We start from the raw sequence: 18564 nt of genomic DNA, 5'->3' as shown, positions 1-18564 counted from the left end.
AAGTTATACCTAAGTCTATTCATCAAGGTGGGTTTTTAAAGGTTTCTCTAAACCTCAGCTCTCTCACGCGGGAAACCCGCATTTTTTGAGAGAGCCTCATGAGTTCATGTTGGGATAAAAGCTAGGGTTTAAAAAATTAACTAAACCCATTTATGCTCAACCGAGGCAATCCACAAACAATTTAATAACCTCCAACCTCCAAATATATTTTGGTGAGCAAAAATGGGCGTGTATATCTTTACACCAGAAGATCTTCTGAGATACGGGACTATAAGTGAACACCAGCTGGAAGTTATTAAGGAGTCCCTATTAAGGAAGGAAGACATGCTCGTAGTTGGAGCGAGTAGGGCGGGTAAAACAAAGCTGATCGAAGCTATGATGCACCTTATTCCCGAGGACTGGAAGATAGCCGTTGTCACTGCTTACGGAGAGTTCAAGCCCTTTAAAAAGAACATCCATGTAATAAACACCGAATTCAACGAAAAGAGCACCAAAAGCAGAACCAAAGAGGTCATAGATGAAATTAGAAAACTCGACCCAGATTACGTTGTTATAGATACGCTCCACACGATTGACGTCCCGTACTTGCTTGATAAGATAATTGACGACTATCCATTCGTAATATCCTCGCTCGTCCTTTCGAGAGACCTAATCGATGAGATAAAGCACTGGCTTGGAATAAACGATGACGTTCTTGCAAGGTTTGAACTCATTATTGAGCTTTACAGGGACATGACGAGCAGCCTCAGAAGGGTGAACGCGATATACAGAGTTGTTCAAAAAGAAGGAAAAATAGAGCTGGAGAAAATTGCTTAGACTTTTGCTTTTAATTCTTCTATTACTTCTTTCAGGTTCTGGAGCATCTCTTCAATGTCTTCAAAGGTCATGTAACCCATGTTTCCAATTCTGAAGGTCTTCTCCTTTATTCCTTCACCGTATCCCTTGGCAAGCTCGAAGCCTCTTTCGCGCATTGCGTTGTAGACTTGGTCACCCTTAATGCCCTCTGGAGTTAGCACTGCAGTTATTGTTGGGCTCTCGTATCCTGGCTCTGCAAGAATCTCTAAGCCAATTTCCCTTACGCCGTTTCTTATCATTTCGCTTCTCTTCTTGTACATGTCGAGCCACTTTTCTTTTCCGCCCATCTTCTCAATTATTCTGAGCACAACGTTTAAGCCGAACTCTTGAGGCATTGCTGGAGTTGAAGGCGGCCCTTGCTTCTCCTTTTGGACTTTTATGTACCTTGAAATGTCAAAGTACCAGCCTCTCTCTTCCATCTTATTGGCTATTTCAATAAACTCCTCACTGAAAGCACCAATGGCCAATCCCGGTGGGACACCAAAGGCTTTTTGGGAGCTTCCAAAGACAACGTCAAGTCCCCACTTGGTGAACTTTATATCTGCTCCTCCCATTGCACTTACGGCATCAACAAAAACAAGCTTGTCGTGTTCTTTTGCTACCTTGGCCAGCTCAGGAAGTGGGTTAAGAACACCTGTGGAGGTTTCGTTGTAGGTTATCGTTACAGCCTCAACATCGGGGTTTTTCTTCAATGCTTCGTCGAGATCCTCAGGCTTTACGGCCTTTCCGGGTTCATATTCAAGTGTTACGGCTTTCCTTCCGTTGGTTTCAACAACCTGCTTGTACCTCTTTCCGAAAGCTCCTATTATTGTTACAAGAACTTTTCCACCTTTGCTGACTCCGTTTCTAATGCTTGCTTCCATTACTCCAGTTCCGGAGCTTGGGAAGAGGAGAACTTCTCCCTTCTCAACTTCAAGGAATTTTTTGAGCCTTTCGACTGTATCAACGTGCATTTGTTTGTATTCCTTTGATCTATGGCTGAACATCTGAACCTTCATTATTTCAAGAACTTCTGGAAAACAGGCAACTGGCCCGGCTGTGAAAAGTTTGTATCTTGGCTTTACTATTTCATAAACTTCCTTATATGCATCCTCGAACTGCATAGTACCACCCAGTTGAATGATAGCTCATTGGTTATAAAAACCTTTATATATTCATCACCAAAAAGCTTTCAAGTCAAAAATCCAAAACTTTTATAAGCTGGGGAAAGTGCTTACCTTTAGATTACGCTCATTTGGGAGGTGAGAGGTATGGCTCTGAGACCAGCCAAGATTGACAGATACGTTGACAAACCTGCTTACACAAGAAGGGAATACATTAGAGGTGCACCTGGGCCGAGAATTACCATCTTCGATATGGGAAACCCTGCTGGAGATTTCGAATTTGAGGTTAGCCTCCACACTGCTGAACCAGTTCAGATCAGACAAAACGCTCTTGAGGCTGCAAGAACACAGCTCAACAGATTCCTTACCAAGAACGTTGGTAGAAGCAACTTCCACTTCAAGATTAGAGTTTACCCATTCCAAGTGCTCAGGGAAAACCCAATGGCTACTGGAAGAAAAGCAGACCGTTACGGAAACGGTATGAGGAGACCCTTTGGAAAGCCAATTGGACTGGCTGCAAGGCTTAAGAAGGATCAAAAAATCCTCACTGTTAGAGTTAACAGACAGCACCTTAAGTTTGCCCTCGCTGCAATGAAAAGGGCAAGCATGAAGTTCCCATGCAAGTGCTACTACAGAATCTACGATAAGGAAGGAAACGACGTTACAACCAAGGTTCTCTCAACACTCTGAAGTAAATATTTTGAATTTTCCTTCTACCTCTTTTATGGAGTATTTGCCAATAACAAGCATTCTCAAGTTTGATTTCTTATCAAATAGTTATCCCGTCTGTTTTTACTCTCCGCCTGTGGCAACTTGTTCTCAGCATTAAATCTGCTTTAGCATTCCCCATATCTCACAATCCCAAGTATCACTTTGGACAAATTATCCAAAGGTTTATATACCCTCCCCGTTTATTATTGCTGGACAAATTATCCAGGTGAGAGGGTATGAGAAAGATGGGCATCCTGTTAGCATTGCTAGTGTTTGGTGTTATTGTCGCTGGATGCATCGGGCAAACTCAACTCACGCCAACTACAACGGAAAGCGTCGAAGAGAAAGCTACCCCCACAACCACACCGACTACACTTAGTGAAACCCAACCCCACTCTCGTTATCCTCTAAAGGTCGTTGATTTCGCTGGAAGAGAAGTTACAATAGAGAAAGAACCACAGAGGATTATCTCCTTGGCCCCAAGCATAACGGAAACCCTCTACTTCATAGGCGCCCTTGATAAGGTCGTCGGGATTACAAAATGGGACAACTATCCAGATAATGTACAAGAAGGGAGAACAATTGTAGGTGACATGGAGCCGAATATTGAAATAATTGCCTCTTTAAATCCTGATCTTATAATTGGGCTCAAATATCACCTTAAATACATAGATCAGCTGGAAAAGATAGCTCCGGTTCTTATAGTAGAGCCCCAGAGTATAGAGGAGATTTATGAAGCAGTCGAGCTCTTGGGAAATGTTACCAACAGAGAGGATCAGGCTCAAAAAACAATAATGGAGATGAAAGAAAAGATAAGTAGCATCCAAGAAAAGGTAGAGAACAAAGAGAAGCCCAGAGTGCTGTACATCGTCTGGTGGGATCCGCTAATTACCGCGGGTAATGGAACATTTATTGATGAGCTTATAGCTCTTGCAGGAGGGGAGAACATATTTAAAGATGCCCAAGGATGGCCGCAAGTTAGTGTTGAGGAAGTTATTGCAAGAAATCCTGAGGTAATAATACTTCCTCCAAATGCAGGCATAACGGCAGACGGCTTATGCGATAGCCCCCTCGCCAGCACAGATGCAGTGAAAAATGGAAGAGTTTACACCCTAAGCAGTGATGACATCGTTTCAAGACCAAGCCCGAGAATAGTGGAGGGGCTGGAAGAAATTGCAGGATTTTTACACCCAGACACGTTTAACATCGAAGCCCAACCATTGGTCTGTGAAGCAACTTCTGGCTAGTCTTGTCATTTATTTTTTATTTCCTGAATCTCGGAATATTTAAAAATTGGTGCAGTTATTACACTCGGTGAGAAGATGGAAAGAAAGAGATTGTATAGATTGCTGCTTCCAGTTGTTATAGTGCTGGCTTTTCTATATACTTTGGGCCTAGCGGGAGTAGTTCCATTCACAGTTAGCTACTACACCACGATCATCTTTATATTCCTCTTTCTGTTCCTCTGGTGGGAAGCAAGATTTAGAAGAAACTAAAATCTTAATCGCTCCAATCAATGCAAAGCCGCAGGTGGGCCCGAATTATTTGATTTTTTCGTTAATTACGTAGTGCCCGCCGGTGTATTTTAGGGCTGGGGCGAGTTTTTCAACTAACTCAGGCTTCTTTAAAATGCTTTTCAGTCTCTTTTCATGGGCGTTAAAATCCCTCGAAAACCAAGAAGGGTACAGCTTCAAACGTTCACCACACAAAAGCCCTTCTCTTTCGCATCTTTCCCATAAGTCCTCGGCTCCCGCTTTTCCATTTTCGTGAGCCTCTAGATATAAGTCCCACAGCGTCGGTCTCCTCGTCCACTCAACCTCTAAAAAGCTCATTCCACAGCAGTCAATGGTTTTAGGCTCGTGGAAATTGAAGAGGCCTTCTTTGCACGTTGCAAATGCTAGGCTTCTCCTTTTGGATTCCCTCGCAAATAATTCCGCAGTTTTGAGTTTGTACTCAAGAGGAACTTGGATAAGGGGTGCTTCTTCATTCGATGTTCTTGGCAGGTATGATTCCCACTCTTTGCTGTAAACCTCGCTATAGCTTGAAAAAAGCTTTTTATAAAACTCAAACGCCTCTTTTTCAATCCTGAGAAACTCTATTACAACCATCCTAGCACCAGCCCAGGCAATTTCATCTAGGAAGTTTTCTACATTCCTATCGCTCAACCCAGGGATTAAGGGCTGGATCCTCACTACAGTTGGGATTCCAGCATTACTTGCCTTTTCTACCAGCTTTATTCTTTCTTCAATTGGACTTGCTAGAGGTTCAAGAATTCTAACTTCCTTAGCGCCTTTCTCTGCCGTTATGCTGACTTGAAGAACCAACAATCCTTCAGATGCCAAATCTTCAAGGACTTTGAAGTGTTTTTCTGAGGGATAAAGCTTTGTATTCACAATCACTGGGACTTTGAGCTTGTATGCCAGCTTAAGGGCTTTGAGCGTTATTTTGGCTGGAGGTTGAAATGGATCACTTAGAGCCGAAAACCTAACCGGAGTTGCCGGAATGTTCTTTTCCACGAGTTTTCCCAAAGCTTTGATTAGTCTAAGAATATCAAAAATAGGTCTAGGACTTCCGTGAGGGCCTCTATACCACCTTGCATAGCAGTAAGCACATCCAAGTAAGCAAGTTGTGAAGACTTCTCCCCTGATTATACTGTGACATAGACCACTCACGTGACTGCTTGTGCCTATTGTAAAGTATTCCAGCTTGACCATCATTGATATAAATGCGGAGCTTAATTTATATGCATGTTGCTGAAATTTGAAAAGTTGAGAAAGATCGGGGAGGTTTACATAAACCCAAGAAACTTCAAGACCATGCCTCTAATCCTGAAGACCTGGAAAGACTTTCTTTCCCTAGACGAGAAAACCTATGGAGTTTATGCTAAAACCATTTATAATCCAAAAGAAAGGTTTTTGGTTAAAAATGAAGAAGATGGGAAAATAGCCCGCGAGCTTGAGGGGTTGTATCACGAATTCCTTAAAGAACCTTTGAGGTTCTGCAGTGAGGAGTGCTACGAATACCAGCTAAAAATAAAAGCCTTTGAAGGTTTGCCATTTGCAAACGGCTGGGCCGGGTCAAAAGTTGCTCTAGTTGGAGAAGCCCCCGGGAGGAAAGGATGCGGCTTAACGGGGATATGTTTTTACCGAGATGCCTCTGGGATGCTGCTTAGAAAAACGTTCTTCTCCCTTGGAATAAATCCTGACTTTGTGTACATCACCAACGTCGTTAAATGCAATCCGCCAGAAAATAAGCTGAGGGGATTTGGGAAAAAGGAGTTGGAGCTTTTAGAAAGGGAGCTCGACATTATCAAGCCCAAGGCACTTTTTGCTGTTGGCAGAACCGCACACAAGGCTTTAAAAAAGCTCGGTTTTGAAGCCCTTTACCTTAAACATCCAGCTTGGTACGTGAGAAGAGGCGTAAAAGAACCAAACGAGGAGATTATTGAGGAGTACAAGAGGGTTAGAGAGGCATTCATATCGGTTAACGGTGGAGTTTTCTGATTCTTATTGGAGATTGTCTGTAGGAGGATGAAAAGAGAGAACCGAAAGAAAACAGCTAAGCTCCAAACTTCTCTGTTCTTCCCATTAAGTCCATCATCATTGGCACGATGTGTTTTCCTCTGACTCTTCCGATTCCTCCGCGCATGCACTCTCTTTCGCCGAAGGCTTCTCTGTCGTCTGTCCTAACTCCTCCACCGGCAATCAATAGAGGAACTGGATCGCCGCTGTGGTTCTTAACCTCACATGGCGTTGAGTGGTCTCCAGTAATGGCTATTACCGTTTTCTCGAGGTCGATGTTTTCCATTATGTAACCTATCATTTCATCGGCTTTCTCTATCATTTCCACCTTTTTCATTGGGTTGTTGTCGTGGCCGGCAGCGTCGGTTGGCTTGAAGTGGAGGAACACAAAGTCATACTCCTTAAGCAGTTCAACAGCTTTTTTGGCTTTAGCCATTGGGTCTGTATTGTATTCTCCAGTTGCGCCTTCGGGAGTGTAGACATCAAAGCCTATCGCCCTCACAACTCCCTTAACTAAAGCTGTCGCAACAACCGCAGCGGCTTTAACTTTCCACTCTTCGGTGAACTTCATTGGGATGTTTGGATAAGTTCCGGCTCCTCTGATGAGGAGATAGTTCGCTACAGGCTTGCCTTCTTTTCTGCGCTTTTCGTTAATTGGGTGCTTCTCAAGAACCTCATGCGCTTTTTTGACGAACTCCTCAAGAATTTCTGCGACTTTTTTGCTCTCTTCATCGGAATACTCGAATTTGTGTGGCGGCTTTCCAGCCTCGTGGGGGTCGTTCTCTCCTACTCTGTAGCCCTTTGCCATGCCTTTAAGTACAAGAACCGCTCTGTGACCTGTGGCACCAGCAAAGATGAAGTCCACGGGGATTTTAACGTTCTCTTGAATTGCTTTTGCAAGCTCGTGAGCTTCTTCCGTGCTTATCCTTCCAGCTCTTCTGTCGGTTATTATTCCGTTCTCAATTGTTGCAAAGTTAACTCTAAAAGCCAGGTCGTCTTCGTCCAAGTCCAATCCTACGCCCAAGGCTTCAAAAAATCCTCTTCCTCTATAGGTTTGGCATGGATCATAGCCGAAGATCGCCAGATGAGCGGTATCACTTCCAGCAGGTTTTCCAGGAGCTATTGGATCTTGTTGGCCAAGAATTCCAATCTTTGCAAGTTTGTCCATGTTTGGAGTGTTTGCATATTCAAGGGGAGTCTTTTCACCAAGTTCTTTTATCGGCCTGTCCCCGAGCCCATCAAGAATTATTAAGATTCCTTTCCTTTTCATACTCTATCACCTAGGGTGAATATAGAGGGAGAATTAAAAACTTTATGAGAAACCTTTTTAATCTCAAGGCTTTCTCCCAATTGGGGTGAGAGCGTGAAGTTGCTCTGGGCACCTTGGAGAATCGAGTATATTCGTTCACCTAAGCATGATGGTTGTATCTTTTGCGATTTCCCAAAAGAGAATCGCGATGAAGAAAGACTAATTCTCTATAGGGGTAAGTATGCCTTTGTTATAATGAACAATTATCCATACAATCCAGGTCATGTGATGATCGCTCCTTACAGGCACGTTGGAAACTGGGAGGATCTCACTGACGAAGAACTTTTGGAGATTATGAAGCTTTCTCAGCTAATGATAAAGGTCTTGAAGAAAGCCATGAATCCTGATGGATTTAATATGGGGGTAAACCTTGGAAGAGTGGCTGGAGCGGGAATAGATGACCACGTCCACCTCCACATAGTGCCGAGGTGGAACGGCGATACCAACTTCATGCCGGTAATAGCGGACACGAAAGTCATTCCAGAGTCCCTTCAGGATGCATATAAGGAGCTGAAAAAAGCTCTGGAAGAAATTATAGGGAAGTCTTGATGCCCTTTAGGTTTCGAGAAGATTTAGCTGTGCAAGCTCTTTCTCGCTCCATGCTTTCTCATCAATTTCTATGATCACTCTTCCATCGTATATAATAGCATAGTCTCTAAGCCGGTGTAAGAATTTGAGGATGGTTATAAAGTTGTTATAAAGCTTTAAATACTCAAGAGAGGCTATGTAAATAACACCAGAAATTCCTTTTTCTTTCGCTTTCTCCATGTAGTGAACGCACAATTCTGTAATGATTTCCAGATTGGTGGGGGAAATTCCATTTTCAATTGGGGCAGTTGTCACGACGCGCACGTTCCATGACTTTGGATATTCGAATCCTCTGACAAACGCCAGAACTGGGAAGTCCTCAAGTTCGCTAAGAATTAGTCTTACCTTCTCTCCATCCGCTATTATAACATTTTTTCCTTCCACAATGTAGGGTGTTGTTTTTTCTGAAGTTATAATCTCAGCACGGCTCTTAACGACTCTGAGAGTGTAGTTGGCTAAGTATATACCGCTTAAGAATCCGAGAAATATATCAACTGTGCGCAATGTTGTGCTGACAGCTTTTGCAAATGGATACACTAGGAAAATAACGCCCATTACAAAGTAAACTACTCCGAATTTTCTGAACTCTCTTTCCTCTGAGCTAAAACATATTATTAACCCTAAAAGTGCGAGGAGGTAGCCATATTGAGCAACGTGAATGACCTCTGTAAAAATCTTGAAAGAAGACTCTGGAAGGAATGCTTTTCCCAGGAACTCATAAAAAGGTTGCAGAATAAGTAGTATGGAAAGCCATCCGAGATTGACGAGCTTCTTAGGATTCCTGGCGTAGACAAGATGAGAAACACCTAAAGCAAGGGAAACTCCTGAAAGAGCGAGAGCAATCGTTTGAAAAGTAAAAAGTGCTTCCGTAGTGGGGAATATTTTCCAGAAAAATGGAAAATCACGAGGAGCTAGGGCTATAGCAAGGAAGAGCCATCCAAAGGCATGGGCAATCGTAGGTTTGCTCTTCTTTTTCCATCCGATATGCAAAACATACAAAATAGAGGGGATAAATACTACCATTGCTGTAACTTTGATGAGGTCCCCATAGAAGTATCTGCCATAATCAATCATGTTACTCACATTAGTTTTTTTGCGTTTTCCTTTAAAATCTTAGTCTTCCAAAAGAGTTCCAACTTAAAAAGTTTTACAAAAAGAAAGTATGGTAAAGAACAAAGGAAAACTCATTCTTCACCAAGAACGGCTCCTGCTGGTATCGTTCCGCCTTTTCCTTTGAACTCTTCTTCTACAATGTACAGCGGGACTTTACCGTGGGGAATGCCCACTTTCCTTCCGTACCATTCGCTGAGGAAGTAGTGGAGAGCTATCAAGATCGGTATTGCTATTGCCAGAAGTAGCCAGCCGTTTCTCAAGCCGAGGGCAAACAGCACAAGCATTAGAGCACCGACTGTAGCTGCTGTGAGTGAGTATGGAATTTGGGTGGCTACGTGGTCAATGTGGTCACAGCCAGAGAACATTGAGCTCATGATTGTGGTATCGCTTATTGGAGAGCAGTGGTCTCCGAAAACACCACCTGCAAAGACTGATGCTATGCTCGCATAAACTACTGGTCCAAAACCTCCGCTTAGCTGATAGGCTAAGGGCACTGCAATTGGCATCATTATGGCGAATGTTCCCCAGGAAGTTCCTGTGGTGAATGATATGAACGCTGCCACAATGAACACAACCAATGGGACTAACCCGGGTGAGAGAACGTTTGATGCAACGCTTACAACGTAATCTGCGGTTCCAACGGCGTCACATGCGCTCTTGATGCTCCATGCGAGAATAAGGATCATCATTGCGAAGTGCATCTGCTTCATACCTGCTACTACTGTTTCCTCGACTTCTTTAAGGCTCATTATCTTCATCCCAATAACGAGTGCCATTGCAACGACGACCATGCCAAACGAACCCCATACAAGAGCCCACGTTGAGTCTGCATTTGAGAGAACCGCTTGGAAGCCTCCCTCTGCGTAGGTGGCACTTCCTCCACCGGTGACCCACAATCCAAGGAATGTCAACGCTACTAAGGTCAGTACTGGAAGTACAAATACCCAGACGCTTTCTTTTCCTTCAATTGGCATTCCAACGTCAACTTCGGTTGTCATCATTGGCTGCGCGCCATCTCTCAATACTTTACCTTCCTTCCTTGCTCTGTACTCTGCTTTAAGCATTGGGCCATAGTGCTTGTGGGTAATGGCTACGAGGTAAACTAAAATTATCGCCAAGATCGGATAAAATCTGTACGGCCAGCTTGCAAACCATGCTGAATAAGCACTTATGTTTTCTCCTACGCTTGCTATTGCATCTTTTAAAAGTCCAAGCTCGTATCCTATCCACGTTGAAACAACTGCGAGAACCGCTACCGGTGCGGCAGTGGAATCGTCAGCATAAGCTAAAAACTCTCTTGAAACCCTTGCTCTGTCGGTTATTGGCCTCATGGTGTTTCCAACTATAATGGTGTTTGTGTAATCATCAAAGAATATTATGGTGCCAAAAATTGCTGCCATAAGGGAAGCGGCTTTACTGGTTCTAATTTTTCTTGTGACGGCCTTTGCTATGGCGTTCATTCCACCTGCCTTATAAATCAGTGCAACCCCGGCACCTATCAGCGCGTCAAAGACCAGTATCCTTGTGTTCCAGAGGTCGGTAACAATTTGCCCGTTCTCCTCCCAGGCGGACGCTATGTTGAAGACAATCCACTTCAAGGTTTGTGTAGTTGCACCTATGGGGTCCCCTCCTGCAACTAGCAGTCCGCCAACCCAAACTCCAAAAAACAAAGCAAATAGAACTCTTTTTGTCAATATTGCTAGTCCAATGGCTACAAGGGGTGGCAAAAGGGACAATATCCCAAAATCACTCATATTTCGAACCTCCCTTATTGTACCATTTAGGAGATTAATCAAAAAGATTTCACTACTGTCACATATAAAAGTCTTTCTAGAGCATTTTTGGCTATTTGCGGGCATAAAAATGTCTTACAGTTAAAAATAGGCCAATAGAGACTTTAATAGAACATTAATGCAGTTCTGAGAGATTTGCTACACAAATATTTTTCTTACCAGTTTAAGGATTGATTCTAAAAATTTATGAAATGGGGTTCATGCTTTCATTAAATTTTTCCATTTCTCCTTTGTCGTTTTTAAACATCCGGGTGGCATTAGCTCCCTTTCTGGGCAGTAACCTAGGGCTATGCACCTGGGGCCAAGCTTTGCCCATTCTATTATTGGTCTCAGCTCTTTTATCTTGGCTATTTCTCCGAGCATTTTCCATGCGACTTCCCTTATTTCCCACTGTGCCCTTTCGCATGCTCTAAGACCGAGAAAATGTTTCAGTTCCCTTAGGTTCATTGTTACAACTATTTTTGTTCTTACAGCTTGGGGCAAAATGAAGCGCGCGTCTTCTTGATGTATTCCTTTGCTGTAGCTCTCTTCGTAGAGTTTAATAGCATCTTCCATGAGTTTTTTCCACTTCTCATAGAGTTCTGGATCCTTCTTCACGCTCTCTGGAATTACAAAGGTCTCTTCTACGTCTTCGGGGTTTATTTTGATATAGCGCATTGATTGCTGTGTGTAGCTTGCTAATCTATGGCGAACAAGCTGGTGTGAAGTGATTCTGCTTATGCCTTCAATAGCGAATGTAAAATTAGCGTGCTCAAGGATGCTCTCATGCCCATAGCTAAGAACTCTGGGCAGGTGGCTTTCTACGTCATTCATTGTAACCTTTTCGAAGGTTTCGCTTTCCCATTCATTCCAGTAGCTTATCAGTGCTGCCCATGTAATTGTTTCGAGAGGTCTTGGTGTATAGTTTACGAGCTTGACCTTTATTCCATCCATCCTCTACACCGATGTTAGAGAGAGGATGTTCTTTATTAGCCTTGTTGAAAACTTTAGCAAAATATTGGCTTGAATTGCTTTACGTTTATCCATCAGTCTTCAGAAAATTTTTGAAAATTTTCGCCATGAAGTATTTTTTAACGACGAAATAGTTATTAAAGAAAATGCCAAGCTTTAGACGGTGATGCACATGGTAGTTAGTCTGGCTGGAAGAGATATACTCTGCCTTCAAGACTTTACAAAGGAAGAAATTGAGACCATTCTCAAAACAGCTGAAATGATGAAAATCTGGAACAAGATCGGGAAGCCGCACCGCGTTCTTGAAGGTAAAACCCTTGCCATGATCTTCCAAAAGCCCTCCACAAGGACAAGAATAAGCTTTGAGGTTGGGATTTACCAGCTGGGTGGATATGGTTTGTACTTAAACGCCCAAGACCTCCAGTTAAGGAGAGGGGAAACGATAGCAGACACTGCAAGGGTTCTCAGCAGATATGTGGATGGGATTATGGCAAGAGTTTTTGACCATCAGGATGTTGTTGACCTTGCAAAATATGCAAGTGTTCCCGTCATAAACGGCCTTAGCGACTTCTCACACCCATGCCAGGCCTTAGCTGATTACATGACTATAAAGGAAAAGAAGGGAAGAATTGAAGGCCTCAAAGTCGTTTACGTTGGTGATGGAAACAACGTATGCCACTCCTTAATGATCGCTGGGACCAAGCTCGGAGCAAACGTTGTCGTTGCAACTCCAGAGGGATACGAGCCGGATAAAAAAGTCATCAAGTGGGCTGAAGAAAATGCCGCGGAAAGCGGTGGAAGCTTTGAGCTTCTCCATGACCCAGTAGAAGCAGTTAAGGATGCTGACGTTATCTATACCGATGTTTGGGCTTCAATGGGTCAAGAAGCTGAGGCAGAACAAAGAAGAAAGATCTTCATGCCATTCCAGGTTAATAAAGAACTCGTTAAGCACGCAAAGAAGGACTACATATTCATGCACTGCCTCCCAGCCCACAGAGGGGAAGAGGTGACTGATGATGTCATAGACTCTCCGAACAGCGTTGTCTGGGATCAAGCGGAAAACAGACTTCATGCCCAAAAGGCAGCAATGGCCCTTATAATGGGTGGAATAAAGCTCTGATTTCCTTTTTCTTTAAAATTTTAAAAATCAAAGCTGGGAAAGCACTTCTAAAAGGTCTTTTGTGCTTCTAACAACGAAGCCCCTCTCGTGAATCTTTTCAACTTTCTCTGCCTCTGGGTTTATCCAGCATGCATACATTCCTACTGCAAGTGCCCCTTCAAAGTCCTCAGCCTTTGTATCGCCGATGTGCAGTGCCTCGTGAGGAGAAACGTTGAAGTAATTCAACGGAGCCAAAAAAGCTTCTTTCATTGGCTTGTAGGCTTTAATCTCATCTGAATAAAACTGCTTGGTTATGTAATTTGCAAGTCCAAATTTTTCCAAAATGAGTCTTGTATAAGAGGAGGGCCAGAACATCACGTTCCCAGTTGTTGTGATTATGTACTTGCCGTGTAGTTTTTCTAGAGTTTCTTTAACTTCGGGGAGCACTATTCTCTCGTCAACGTTCAAAGTAGCTTTTGCAGCTGCCCTTTTCACTATCTCGACATCAACGCCTAAAGCCCTCGCGAGAAGCTCTTGACTTTCCTCTAGGGCTTTTTCCGGGTTTCCACTTTTAGATTTCCTTATCTTTTTTATTTCCTCCCTTGTTTCAAGAATTTTTTCCATGACCTTTTCTTCGGGAACGTTCAGAAGTTCTGAGAGTGCCTTTACTAGGTTTTCAATCATGACGTTTATGTCGAGGAGAGTGTTCCAAACGTCAAAAGAAATCAGCCTTACCATCTACACCACCCCAAGGAAGTTAGAAAGAAGCTGTTAATAAAAGTAATGGAGATTAGTCTGGAGCCCGGGGATATGGTAGCCCCGCGGGGATTCGAACCCCGGTCGCGGGATCCAAAGTCCCGCATGCTTGGCCGCTACACCACGGGGCTGTGCCCAATCACTACTTTATAGCACCATTTATAAATTTTACCCCAAAAGAAAAGCTAGAAGATAATCTCTTCTTCCCCAATACCAAGTGAGAACTTTGAGATTACTCTTTCGAACTCGCTTTCAGCTGTATATATAAATCCGCAGGTGTGGCACTTCAAGTAGTTGTCTTCCACACTTAGCTCTGAGAAGCAGACTGGACAGCGATACTCATTTCTCTCGAGGTCTTCAAATATCTCATTTCTCATTACTAACATTTTTAAATCGTTTTCCCAATCCTCATGAACCATTCCCCAGTATGGGGTTGATATTGGGTAGTAGTCCTCAAGTATTAGGGGGTTGATGCCAAGGCTCCTAATTCCGGGAGGTAGCTTTTGTGCGGGTTCAATTGAGACTACAAACTGGTCGTAGAACTCTATGTACTGAGATCTTATGCTTATAGCGGCTGAGATCCTCTTTTTGAGAGGATATATCTGAAGGAACAGCAGGTCATTTGATGGCTCAAAGAATGCAGAAACCCCTACATCTTTTCTCTTAAAGAAGTATGAGTACTCATCTTCACCAATTTCCTCACCAACGAGAGAAAAACCAAGCTTCTTCAAAGCCTTGTCAATAAAAGAAGGTTTTGGAAGGGACTTACGAATAATGAGATGCTCCCCTATCCATCCGGCTAATGCCATCGAGTACCCTACATAAAACTGCCTCTGGATTCTAAGATAAGCCACACTAGGCACTAATTTCATCTTTCTCAATTAGTATTGGTCACTCGAAGTATTTATCTTTTTTGTTCAGCGATCCTTGGCTGTTAGTTTCCAAAGAACTCCTCCAAGCTGATGACCTTTTTGCCCTTTTTCTTTTTGGGCTTGATATTCTCTTTCTTTTCCTTGTCCTCTTGTTTTATGGGTTTCTCGTTTTTATTCTCCTTCTCCTCCTTCTTTTGGGCTTTCTTTAGTTTTCCGTTTTCTTTTAGTTCGTCCAGATAACCATTTTTCTTCATGAGCTTTCCGGTTCTTTCCGCTATCATTCTTTCACAGATGTCTGCTCCGAGTGTAAGGAGGGTCTTCTGAGTGTCTGGAAATACATTTTGGAAAAGGGTCTTTATGTCCTTCTCAGTTATGCAGATTCTCTGCCTTGTGTACTCCATAACATCGTAATGGGTAACGAGCATCTTCGCTGTGGGGAGGTACTTTTCAATTGCCCCTTTTGAGACTGTGAGCACTATCTTTCCGCCGCAGTTAGGACACTTCCCACTTAGAGGTGGCCTCCGATACTTGGTGTTGCACTTTACACACCTGAACTCTTGTCTTGTGAAGCTCCTAAGATTTCCTCTCAAATCTGGAACTATGTGGGAGTTTATTATGGTCTCAGCGACGTGATGTTCATTTACAGCCCTAATGCGCTCTGCTAGGGCTAACTGTCTTCTGACCTTGTCTTCCATGTCTCCCAACTGTTTGTAGAGGCTCATTTTTGGTCCCAAAGCTATATCGTCGGTGTCGTGGGTGAACTTTAATCCCTCATACATTTCCGGTTTGCCCAAGCGGTCTTCAACTCTCTCGATAACTCCAACAAGCTCCTTTGGTGATTTAAGCTCATAAGTCGCCCTGTAGAATTCTAATGGATAACACCTCGCTATGTCCATGTTGTGGACTTCGCTGTCAACCTCTCTTGGATCTAAGCGCGTTGTAACGACCAAAGGAGCGTCCATCTTTCCACCGCGTTTTTCTGGGAGGTAGTAGCGCGAGAAGTTTAGCAGAGCATCGAGAAGGAGCATTACAGCGTCTTCGTCGCCATCGCAGTTCCTTCTCTTTGCTGCGTGATAGTATGGGTGGGCATAGCCCACTAGGGCATCAACAAACCCGATAATCCTTCCAACAATTCCGGCTGAGGTGTGTGGAGCCAAACCAATGACGAGGTGCCCGATTAGGTCTTCCATTTTCTCAACGTTGTAGAACCTTGGCAGTCCATAGAACTTTTCGAGCAAATCGTCTACAAACTTTGCGACTCTGACAAGGTATTCTCCTGCTGCTTTTGAGAGTATAATATCTTGGACTTTAAGCTCAACTATCTGATCTTCACTTACAAGGGGTTTTCCTTCAAAATCATGGGTATAGCCGAGTTCTCTTAATTTTTCAACGCTTACCCCTATCTCTTTGGGCTTGAAGTGGGTTATAGGAGCATCGGTCGCGTCAAATCTTATAGTACCGTCCTTAAAGACGTAAACATCGTTCTTTGCTCTGAGGATGCCCTTTTCGAGCGGTTCTGCTATTTTATGGGCGGAGCTCATACCCATTACGCCCTTAAGCTTATCGAGGGTGTAAACTCCGACGTTCTGCATAGCTTTATTCAAAAGTTCTGATGGGTTGATTTTCCTTTTTCTGTATGCTTTCATTTCTATGCCGCATTTGGGACATTCTGTGTCCATTGTGGACTCAAAGCCGCATTTGGGACAGTGGTAGAGCAACTTAGCCTCGCTTCCGCATTTAGGACATGTGGGATAGATATCTACATGGCCACAGTTGGTACATTTGAAGTGTGCTATCTCAACTTCTGCAGTTTTTCCTTCTTGTGCGGCTTTGTAAATATCTCTCGAGTTTCCTCCAGCTAGTCCTATTGGGAAGAGAACGTGGACTGGAGGCTTCATTTTTCTTTCTTTTGCCTTTTCGGGCCTCCCCATTCTCGCGCCTATCCAGCTGATTCCCCTATCCCTAAGCTTAACGTCGCTTATCTCGTTTATTAGGTCAATAGGAGTGTAAAACTCCTTAAACTCAATTTTCTTCTCCAGATTTGCTAAAGGAGTCAGTAGTGCTGCAGACCACGGATATTCTATCACAACAAGATCTCCGGAAACCTTATGCTCTACTCCAAGGAGCTCCAAATATCTCTTTGCTTTTCCTAAGGAAGATAGAGGTATTTCGACCCTTTTTGCGTATTTGAACCCCCTATATTCTTCCCACTCTATTTTGGCATTCACGAGGGCGTTTTGAAGGGAAATGAGCTCCTCAACTTCCAAGGTATTCCAGTAGAGAGTGTAATACGGGTGGAGGGGTATTTTGAGAATGCGCGAGAGGTGTATCGCGTCTTCAATTGAAGGCTTAACTTTGATTGGGTCTTTAAGGAGCTCTGCCAGGAAGTCTGCGTCCAATTCAAGGTAATCCGCGGCCTCTTCGAGTAGCTCCTTCTCGTTTTCTTGAAACGGCTTAAGCTCAAGCTCATAGACCTTGTTCACTGCCTCCACAAACTCTTGAATCCACCACTCTTCAACATAATTTGCAGGTAAGAGCGTCTGGTTGTTCTCCACAAAGTCTCCAAAGGCTATAAGGGCGTCTCCGAGGTATAGAATCTCTTCTACCTGGTCTTTCAGCTCAAGTGCTTTATGATAATCATCAACCCTCACAACGCTTCCGTCTTTTAACTTTACAATGGGCCCCTCGATTGTGCTTGCGGGAGTAACAATTGCACCTTTTCCGGGTCTTTCCGTTTTCATCTGGGTTCCTACTGCCAAAAATTCATCGACCATTATCATAACTGCTGGATTTATGCTCCATGTGGCAAATCCGCTAACTCTGCTCCTTCCATAGCGGAGCCTAAAGCCTCCATTTGTTGAAGGCTCGGCAAAAAGCGGCCTTCCACCAATGATTTCTTTTGTATACTTTGCATTTGGGGCTATATTTGCCCTGAACTTTTCATAGAGCTCGTAGTAAAAGCCTTTTTCAACTTTTACGGCGGTTTTCTCTTCTGATTTTTCTGCTTTTTCTTCCTCAGCTTTCCTCTCGCCGCTTCCCTTTTCTTTTGCTTCAACAAACTCCTTTAGCCATTCCCACCCTTCAATGCCCATTTTGTCGATGTATTTTACGAGTTTTTTTGCCTTTTGAAGAACACCCTCCGCCAAAACGAGTATTGCGCCTCCTCTTAGGTTGTTTGTTTCGACTCCGGGAACGTTTCTGTGGCTAACCTCTACATCATCGGTAGCTTCTCCCGTTATCTCTATTGGAATATTCCTCACCGCTAAGCGAACTTCATCTGGGGAGGGATGGTATTGGAGTCTTGTAACTGCTCTGTGGTAGAGATCAACTTCTTCGACGTACCTCTCTATGTGCTCTTCTGTTGGCTTAAACCTATCAAGGCCGAGCTTTCTTCTTACGTAGTCTCCAACGAGAACACTCAACGCCTGCGCCGTTCCTCCACTGCTTCTAATTGGCCCGGCGTAGTAAATTGCGAGGTAATCAGTTCCATCTGGATTTTTCTTTATTCTAACATCTGCTATTCCCTCAAGTGGAGCGGAAACGATACCTTCAGTGAGAATAGCTAATGCAGTCCTCACGGATTGATCTGCAAGCTTTTCTTTACTCTCAAACTTTCCAAATTTTCCTTCTATTATTTCATCAACAACTTTAAGAGCTGCCAGTTCTTTTCCATATTCCTTTACAAGCTCCCTTATCCTCTCGGCAACTCCCTTTGGACCAACAAGACTCTCAACTCTCCCCGCCATATCAGTCGCTTGGGGAACTTCGATATCCCTCACGGGGTCTTTTCCTTGAGCTCTTGCCTGTTTGGCTATCTCATAAGCTCTATCAATCTCTCTCTGCAGGGATTCGAAATATTTTTTCATTTCCTCGCTGTAAAGCTCCATGTTATT

16 protein-coding genes and 1 tRNA gene are annotated in these 18564 nt (G+C 43.5%); 7 read left to right on the top strand and 10 right to left on the bottom strand.

Features of this window, described 5'->3' with window-relative positions:
• Positions 1-222 precede the first annotated feature (222 nt).
• A complete protein-coding gene (locus NF865_RS04890) occupies positions 223-816 on the top strand; it encodes an ATPase (RefSeq protein WP_253305445.1) in 594 nt (197 codons plus the stop codon).
• Here the strand turns inward: NF865_RS04890 and NF865_RS04885 are convergent.
• On the bottom strand, positions 813-1958 hold the full coding sequence (locus NF865_RS04885) for a pyridoxal-phosphate-dependent aminotransferase family protein (protein WP_253305444.1): 1146 nt from the start codon (positions 1956-1958) through the stop codon (positions 813-815). The genes NF865_RS04890 and NF865_RS04885 overlap by 4 nt on opposite strands.
• Before the next feature lie 147 nt (positions 1959-2105).
• Between NF865_RS04885 and NF865_RS04880 the strand changes: the two genes are divergently transcribed.
• The 3 genes from NF865_RS04880 to NF865_RS04870 all read left to right on the top strand — a co-directional run bounded on the left by NF865_RS04880 (position 2106) and on the right by NF865_RS04870 (position 4165).
• The gene (locus NF865_RS04880) at positions 2106-2648 is read left to right on the top strand and encodes a 50S ribosomal protein L16 (protein ID WP_253305443.1); all 543 of its coding nucleotides are present in this window, start codon (positions 2106-2108) and stop codon (positions 2646-2648) included.
• 257 nt (positions 2649-2905) lie between these two features.
• A complete protein-coding gene (locus NF865_RS04875) occupies positions 2906-3916 on the top strand; it encodes an ABC transporter substrate-binding protein (protein ID WP_253305442.1) in 1011 nt (336 codons plus the stop codon).
• A gap of 75 nt (positions 3917-3991) precedes the next feature.
• Entirely contained in the window at positions 3992-4165 is a 174-nt protein-coding gene (locus NF865_RS04870) for a hypothetical protein (RefSeq protein WP_253305441.1), read from the top strand.
• 45 nt (positions 4166-4210) lie between these two features.
• On the opposite strand, the gene NF865_RS04865 is transcribed toward NF865_RS04870, so the two are convergent.
• Complete coding sequence (locus tag NF865_RS04865; protein WP_366513846.1) at positions 4211-5386, bottom strand: radical SAM protein; 1176 nt, start codon at positions 5384-5386, stop codon at positions 4211-4213.
• Positions 5387-5416: 30 nt separating this feature from the next.
• Between NF865_RS04865 and NF865_RS04860 the strand changes: the two genes are divergently transcribed.
• A complete protein-coding gene (locus NF865_RS04860; RefSeq protein ID WP_253305440.1) occupies positions 5417-6172 on the top strand; it encodes a uracil-DNA glycosylase family protein in 756 nt (251 codons plus the stop codon).
• A 55-nt stretch (positions 6173-6227) separates the two neighbouring features.
• Here the strand turns inward: NF865_RS04860 and NF865_RS04855 are convergent, their stop codons facing one another.
• Positions 6228-7460 carry a 2,3-bisphosphoglycerate-independent phosphoglycerate mutase gene (locus NF865_RS04855; RefSeq protein ID WP_253305439.1) on the bottom strand — a complete coding sequence of 411 codons (1233 nt, stop codon included), beginning with the start codon at positions 7458-7460 and terminating at the stop codon, positions 6228-6230.
• A 93-nt stretch (positions 7461-7553) separates the two neighbouring features.
• Between NF865_RS04855 and NF865_RS04850 the strand changes: the two genes are divergently transcribed.
• Entirely contained in the window at positions 7554-8048 is a 495-nt protein-coding gene (locus NF865_RS04850; RefSeq protein ID WP_253305438.1) for an HIT family protein, read from the top strand.
• Between the two features lie 6 nt (positions 8049-8054).
• Here the strand turns inward: NF865_RS04850 and NF865_RS04845 are convergent, their stop codons facing one another.
• The 3 genes from NF865_RS04845 to thyX all read right to left on the bottom strand — a co-directional run bounded on the left by NF865_RS04845 (position 8055) and on the right by thyX (position 11926).
• A complete protein-coding gene (locus NF865_RS04845; RefSeq protein ID WP_253305555.1) occupies positions 8055-9161 on the bottom strand; it encodes a DUF835 domain-containing protein in 1107 nt (368 codons plus the stop codon).
• A gap of 110 nt (positions 9162-9271) precedes the next feature.
• Positions 9272-10954, bottom strand: a complete 1683-nt coding sequence (locus NF865_RS04840; RefSeq protein WP_253305554.1) for a Na+/H+ antiporter NhaC family protein — start codon at positions 10952-10954, stop codon at positions 9272-9274.
• A 237-nt stretch (positions 10955-11191) separates the two neighbouring features.
• On the bottom strand, positions 11192-11926 hold the full coding sequence (gene thyX / locus NF865_RS04835; protein WP_253305437.1) for an FAD-dependent thymidylate synthase: 735 nt from the start codon (positions 11924-11926) through the stop codon (positions 11192-11194).
• Between the two features lie 190 nt (positions 11927-12116).
• Here thyX and argF point away from each other — a divergent pair, with 190 nt between their 5' ends.
• On the top strand, positions 12117-13064 hold the full coding sequence (argF, locus tag NF865_RS04830; RefSeq protein WP_253305436.1) for an ornithine carbamoyltransferase: 948 nt from the start codon (positions 12117-12119) through the stop codon (positions 13062-13064).
• Between the two features lie 27 nt (positions 13065-13091).
• Here the strand turns inward: argF and NF865_RS04825 are convergent, their stop codons facing one another.
• From NF865_RS04825 to NF865_RS04810, 4 genes are all read right to left on the bottom strand, one after another.
• Positions 13092-13781 carry an HAD family hydrolase gene (locus NF865_RS04825; protein ID WP_253305435.1) on the bottom strand — a complete coding sequence of 230 codons (690 nt, stop codon included), beginning with the start codon at positions 13779-13781 and terminating at the stop codon, positions 13092-13094.
• A 73-nt stretch (positions 13782-13854) separates the two neighbouring features.
• Positions 13855-13930: transfer RNA gene (locus tag NF865_RS04820), tRNA-Gln, on the bottom strand.
• Positions 13931-13984: 54 nt separating this feature from the next.
• Positions 13985-14671, bottom strand: coding sequence for a hypothetical protein (locus NF865_RS04815; protein WP_253305553.1), 687 nt, complete (start codon positions 14669-14671; stop codon positions 13985-13987).
• 62 nt (positions 14672-14733) lie between these two features.
• A complete protein-coding gene (locus NF865_RS04810; RefSeq protein WP_253305434.1) occupies positions 14734-18558 on the bottom strand; it encodes a DNA polymerase II large subunit in 3825 nt (1274 codons plus the stop codon).
• Positions 18559-18564 lie beyond the last annotated feature (6 nt).

Origin of the sequence: Thermococcus aggregans, assembly GCF_024022995.1 — an archaeon.
Lineage (GTDB): Archaea > Methanobacteriota_B > Thermococci > Thermococcales > Thermococcaceae > Thermococcus_A > Thermococcus_A aggregans.
Note: the sequence above shows the minus strand (reverse complement) of the source record. Positions and strands in the feature narration are given on the sequence as shown.